General features: G+C 43.7%; 10 protein-coding genes. 2 read left to right on the top strand and 8 right to left on the bottom strand.

Annotated elements, in window-relative coordinates; all coding sequences use genetic code 11:
• The 8 genes from CDG79_RS38860 to CDG79_RS38830 form a co-directional block, all read right to left on the bottom strand.
• The coding region (locus CDG79_RS38860) for an IS110 family transposase (RefSeq protein WP_223278618.1) at positions 1-1,226 on the bottom strand (1,226 nt) is incomplete at its 3' end.
• 330 nt (positions 1,227-1,556) lie between these two features.
• Positions 1,557-1,769, bottom strand: a complete 213-nt coding sequence (locus tag CDG79_RS38855; protein ID WP_143855726.1) for a hypothetical protein — start codon at positions 1,767-1,769, stop codon at positions 1,557-1,559.
• Positions 1,770-1,776: 7 nt separating this feature from the next.
• On the bottom strand, positions 1,777-2,271 hold the full coding sequence (locus CDG79_RS38850; RefSeq protein WP_189525289.1) for a hypothetical protein: 495 nt from the start codon (positions 2,269-2,271) through the stop codon (positions 1,777-1,779).
• Between the two features lie 2 nt (positions 2,272-2,273).
• Positions 2,274-2,726: a hypothetical protein gene (locus tag CDG79_RS38845; protein WP_094346825.1), complete on the bottom strand. Its 453-nt coding sequence runs from the start codon at positions 2,724-2,726 to the stop codon at positions 2,274-2,276.
• An 85-nt stretch (positions 2,727-2,811) separates the two neighbouring features.
• Positions 2,812-2,994 carry a hypothetical protein gene (locus CDG79_RS38840; protein ID WP_094346824.1) on the bottom strand — a complete coding sequence of 61 codons (183 nt, stop codon included), beginning with the start codon at positions 2,992-2,994 and terminating at the stop codon, positions 2,812-2,814.
• 103 nt (positions 2,995-3,097) lie between these two features.
• Entirely contained in the window at positions 3,098-3,409 is a 312-nt protein-coding gene (locus CDG79_RS38835) for a hypothetical protein (protein ID WP_143855725.1), read from the bottom strand.
• Between the two features lie 101 nt (positions 3,410-3,510).
• Positions 3,511-3,678 carry a hypothetical protein gene (locus tag CDG79_RS43160; protein WP_189525063.1) on the bottom strand — a complete coding sequence of 56 codons (168 nt, stop codon included), beginning with the start codon at positions 3,676-3,678 and terminating at the stop codon, positions 3,511-3,513.
• Positions 3,679-3,682: 4 nt separating this feature from the next.
• Positions 3,683-3,865: a hypothetical protein gene (locus tag CDG79_RS38830; RefSeq protein WP_143855724.1), complete on the bottom strand. Its 183-nt coding sequence runs from the start codon at positions 3,863-3,865 to the stop codon at positions 3,683-3,685.
• 270 nt (positions 3,866-4,135) lie between these two features.
• Here CDG79_RS38830 and CDG79_RS38825 point away from each other — a divergent pair, with 270 nt between their 5' ends.
• Both CDG79_RS38825 and CDG79_RS44560 read left to right on the top strand, forming a co-directional pair.
• Positions 4,136-4,531 carry a hypothetical protein gene (locus tag CDG79_RS38825; RefSeq protein WP_094346821.1) on the top strand — a complete coding sequence of 132 codons (396 nt, stop codon included), beginning with the start codon at positions 4,136-4,138 and terminating at the stop codon, positions 4,529-4,531.
• Entirely contained in the window at positions 4,528-4,983 is a 456-nt protein-coding gene (locus CDG79_RS44560; RefSeq protein WP_223278617.1) for a hypothetical protein, read from the top strand. The genes CDG79_RS38825 and CDG79_RS44560 overlap by 4 nt, the downstream gene beginning before the upstream one ends.
• The last annotated feature ends 194 nt before the right edge of the window (positions 4,984-5,177 follow it).

The following is a 5,177-nucleotide window of genomic DNA, read 5'->3' as shown; positions in this document are numbered from 1 at the left end:
CGCTCTTTTATGACTCTCGTCGGATAAAAATCATCCACCCTTATTTTTAAGGACTTTGATGAATTTAGGCGTAGGTTGGGTTGAGGAACGAAACCCAACACCAACAATCTCTGGTTTTGTTGGGTTTCACTTCGTTCAACCCAACCTACGAATATTTTATTTTTTCGGAGTAATAAAAGAGCGTTAGTCCGTTTGGTGTCCCCAGCCAGATGTCGGATTATGGTTTGCCCGTCTTTGCGAACGCGCACAGTTTTTTTTACCTCCCGCACTTCGTACTCAATTACGGGTTTACCGTTGATACCCAGGAATGACTCAAAGGGGTAAATTCTGGTGAGCAGCCGCGATCGCACTCTTAAGCCAAAACCGAATTTGTTAAACACGGTCATGTAAGGCTTGAATGCTGACTCGGAAAGCATTTCGCTGATTCTTGCTTCCAAGTGCTGCTCAAAAAGCGAGATATCGCACATCCAGCCAGCGTGCAACTCTAGAATCGGATCAAACTCAATTCCATAGTCTTTTGCAATGGAAATTTTATAGCGATTTTCAATGCGGGTTTTCCCGGCGGGCGAAATTTCAAGCCGATGAGCTAACCATGCCCAGAGGGGTGGTAGTAATCCTGGTTTACTAGATGCGCTCTTGGTGTGCGCCATTTCTGGAAACTGCCAAGCGAGAAGCTGTCTAGCATAATTCACAATTGGGGATTGGACGCGGTTGAGGTGTTCTAGCTGTTGGCACAGGTCGCGGAGTTCATCAATGGGTTCGGGGCGGTGCATCAGAAAATATCTTAGATTCAGTTCTCCGTTCTCTAAATGATGATCTGGATCGTGACCGTAAGCAGCCATTGCTAAAGCATCGGATGGGTCACTTTTATTCGGGAGGTTTTTACCACCCCGGTAACGTCTGAGTTCGACATGTCCAACCCAGAGTATTTTGATTTCTAACTTATTGAGAATGGATGCCCACAATCTTGAATAGTGGTTTCCTGTTGGCTCCAAAATTGCATAATCTGGCTTGATTTTTGCTAGATAATCAGCAAAATCAAAAGCTGACTTTTGTTTCTTCTTAGCATCAGGATTGGAGTAAAAAGCCGGATATAAAGTAGATGCTTTATTTCTTGTTTTATTCCAATATGCCTGCAATCCGCCCTTGGGATATTGTGTTAAAATATGAGTTGTAATCGACGCTTTACTAACATCAATTCCCAAAATAGTTAATTCTATTGTCATGGTTCCGCGAAATAAAATGGTGGTTTTCAAGGACTGGCATCCTTTGTTGACCCGAACTTAATAGCGCACGAATCACCCTAACGCCCCACGCTTGAGGGGCGCGATTCAGGAGTAAACGCATTCGGGGAATTAACAAGAGAAAGGCGGTGCATGAACAGGTGAACGCCACAATTGAGGGGCGCAATTCATGGTGAACGCCGCACTTTCTCTAATTAACTTGCGGATGCTTTGGACACAATCCGCGACGGTGGCATTCTCTGCCACCGTTTCGGCTACTGTGTCAGGTAGCCCGCGCCTTCATTCATCAAGCGCGATCGCAATTACGATTCATCAGGCGGTTATTTCGTCATCCAGAGACTTAACTATTTCTTGAATTCTTTCAGTAGATAATTCACGGTATTGTTCGCTAGCTTTTGCCCCTACATACGCTTTCCAGTCTTCTATAGTTTCCCCAGTTACTTTGGCAAGAAGTTGTATCTCTACTCCCATTGCTAAAGTGTTTAGAACATATAAATCCTTGGGCAAAATAACGGACTCATTCATTGATGGCTTACTCATCGTCATCTGAATAATTTGTTAAGTGATTTTCGATAACTTCTTCTAGCTGCTCTAAAGCTGGTTCTAGTATTTGTTTAAGCTTTTCATCAGTTGTGTTGTCTGCCAGTTCTTCACCAGATATAAACTTTATTCCGGCATCAATTTTCTTTTTGATGGTGTGTAACAATTGCCAGGTTTCGTAATAATCCCAATCTGGATCTGGTTGTGGTGTAGTGTCTATGTCAAATTCTGGATGAAAACCTCTTTCTAAGATTTCTCTAACATCACCAGTAAAGTAATCAACTATTGGCTGAATTGATTCTCTTACTTCATCCCTACTTGCACCAATATTATTTGGATGCCGAAGTGCTAATTGAAGTTGAGCAATTAGCATAAAAGCAGCTAGTTCAGAAATTAGTAGAGGAATGGTATTTGTGTTACTAAGCTGTTTAAAAGCAGCTTGATATTTATCAGATTCCTCTTGATTAAATGATGAATTATCTGTCATATTCATTCCCGCTCCCTCAAATATCTGTCAAGTTCGCCGCTTACCACTTGGTCAATGCTGGCGACAACTATTTCCTTTTGAGATTCCCGCCAAAGTGATGCAGTGATGCCACGTCGATTAAGTGCTTGCTGCACTTCTGGGCTAGCGAGGGCTATTTCTGCATCTGCGTAATCTTTGGCGATAACGGGAAACACAATCTCTTGAATTTCAGCCGATGCGCTCCTGATAACTTGCAACATAGATTTTTTGGCTTGCTCCACTGGTGCTTCAGGAAAATAAAATTCAACCGCAACCCCTTTCTGGATAAGCATTCGCTGAACATCCGCCGCTCTCAATGCTTGCTGAAATACAGTTAAGTTAGGCTCATCTGCAACCGGGATTCGAGCGACGAAACCTGATTGAGTCGATCGGATTGCCTCCTTAATAATTTCCTTTCCTCTGTCAATCGCTGCCATATGACAGTTGTGTGATATTTTTGACATTGGTAGATGGACAGCGATCGCGCTTCTGGTTGAAAAGCGCGATCGCAAAAAAATTGAGCTATCCTTTAACTTTCTGGGGTTGTGGGTCGAAAACTACCTCAAACCTCCCGTTCCCGCGACGCAGAAGGCTCACATAAGCGTCGGCATCGGAGCGTTTACGAAATCGACAATTGCAAACATTTTCGCCAGTGGACAGGCGCTCGAAGATTGCCCACTGTCTTAATTCGTCGGGATAAGTCATAATTCTAAATTCCTAATTTGTGCAAAAAACACCAGCAAGAACTACTACCCAGTTTTGCTGGTGTGCTTACTTAGTAAAATCGGACATCTCTAGACAAAAACGATTATTTCATAGGCAATACCTCTGTATCTGAAAGACTGCGCCCCCTACGCACTTGATTAATCATCGCTTCAACTAATCCCTCTCGATCCGCCTGAGATAATGAACTGTTGATTTGATGCCCAACCACGTAGATTTCATCCCGGCAGCGCCCAGGAGCTCGATCGCAAAGTTGAGTTGCAAGAGCCGAAATCAAAAACAGCTTCTCGTGTCTGGTCATCAGTTCAAAAGTTGGGCCGTACTCCTCCTGGAGGGATTCTAGTAAGGAGCCGTCGTTAATTGTGTAACTCGTAAAATGTCCTATTGGCTTTGACAATTGGTAAAATCTCCTTAACATCAAATTTTTGTTTGCTGGTGTTAGCAAAGCTCGCCGCAGGCATCGCTCCACCGGACGGTATCGATCGCCTTTTCAATTTTTTAGATTCCCTCCTCCTCGTCTTTGTGTGATTTGATTTTGATGAGCATTTTGTGATTGGCAGGGGCAAGAAAGCTAATAGAAAATTCTTGTCCGAGGCTATCTTCTACAACTACCAGCGCTTTGCTTGGGTATTTATTTATTTCGTCAAGCAGTTCTTTGACGGTCACTTTGTTAGCCCCCTTCCTCCTCTGACTCGCCGTCTACTTTTGAGCCGATAACGATAGTCACGCCGTCATCTCCAGAATGGAAATCAACGATCGCAAATTCAACATCATCAACGTCTTTGATAGTTACCGCCGTCGCACCAGGGTAGTGCTTTAGGTTTTCAATCAGTTCTAAAACTGTGGTTGTCATCTGGTTTTTGTAAGTTTGTGTGCAGACATGAAACATCACCGCGCGGCAAACTCGTTAACCGCATCGCTTCTCTGGTGATTTCAGGGTGTTTCCGCACCGGGGCATAAAAGCAGTGGTGCGGGTGCTTGCTCCAGGGGCAACGCAAAGGGTTAGGCGTTGGGGAGCGAATGTTATTTTGTTCTACTAAACAAGTTAATATTATATTGTTCTACGTAACTAGTCAAGGTTTTGTAGAACAAAACATAAATTGTTCTACAATTGGAGAAAGCAATGACAGCAGAAAATGCCAAGACCAAAGGTACTAGCACAGGATGCAATAAACGCATCCATAAGAATCAGCCGGGCAGATTGGGAAAAGCTCGAAGCAATGGCTCAATCAATGGGATTGAAGAGCAAGGCCGACTTATTGAGAGCGATAGCACAAGGCGAGATACCCTTGGGACAAATATCGAGTACGGAGATACGTCTGCTGGGAAAATCCTCCAGCGCCTTGATCAGTTAGAGGATACCCATTATCAGTACGTTCATGCCCATCAAGATCGGTTACAGGCGCGACTAGATGAAAGCAAAAAACTAGAAGAAAAATTCCGCACGGAAGCTAAGGAGCTAAGGAGTGAGATTCTCGCTTTAGCACAAACCGAGGAAACAGAATCAGAAAAATCTTGACCGTCCTGCCCACAGTGGCTAGGGCGGTTTTGATTTATGAAGAGAGTGAATTATATAGATGCGGGATTTCCCGATGTCTCAATCAGGTTATTTCCCGCATCGTGGAATTGAACATCTACCTTTCAATTCCTATGTACATTCTAATCAGCCTCGTGCTGAACCTTTTCATTCTCTACTACTGCGTAATCGCCTTAATAGCAGCGTTGCAGCAGGTTCGCCGCCAGTGGCAAATCCTTGTATCTAAATTCAGCCAACCACGGGGTAACAAATCCCACTCATACCGCAACGACCCCAAAAACAGATACCTGCAAAGTGATTTACTAACCTTGCTCAAAGGTGATGTAGCAACCGCTAAACGCCTTTTAGCACAGCAGAGGCGAAAAAGCCCAGGTCAGTCAGATAACTGGTACTTAGAGAAAGTTATCCATGACCTAGAGCGCGATCGGTATTGACGATAAAAAAAACCAAAAAGCCACCGGAAGATTTAGCGATCGTGGTGGCTCCTTGAAACTAACTAACAGTAATTAACTAATAGTATTATGCCAGAAAACTCATCAAAAATTTCACTTCCTTGGACTGAAGAACACACAGCATTTTGTTATCAACACCATATTTGCCCTGCTGCTAAATCGCTTTGGCAATGGCT

It is taken from the genome of Nostoc sp. 'Peltigera membranacea cyanobiont' 232 (assembly GCF_002245985.1).
Taxonomy (GTDB): Bacteria; Cyanobacteriota; Cyanobacteriia; order Cyanobacteriales; family Nostocaceae; genus Nostoc.
Note: the sequence above shows the minus strand (reverse complement) of the source record. Positions and strands in the feature narration are given on the sequence as shown.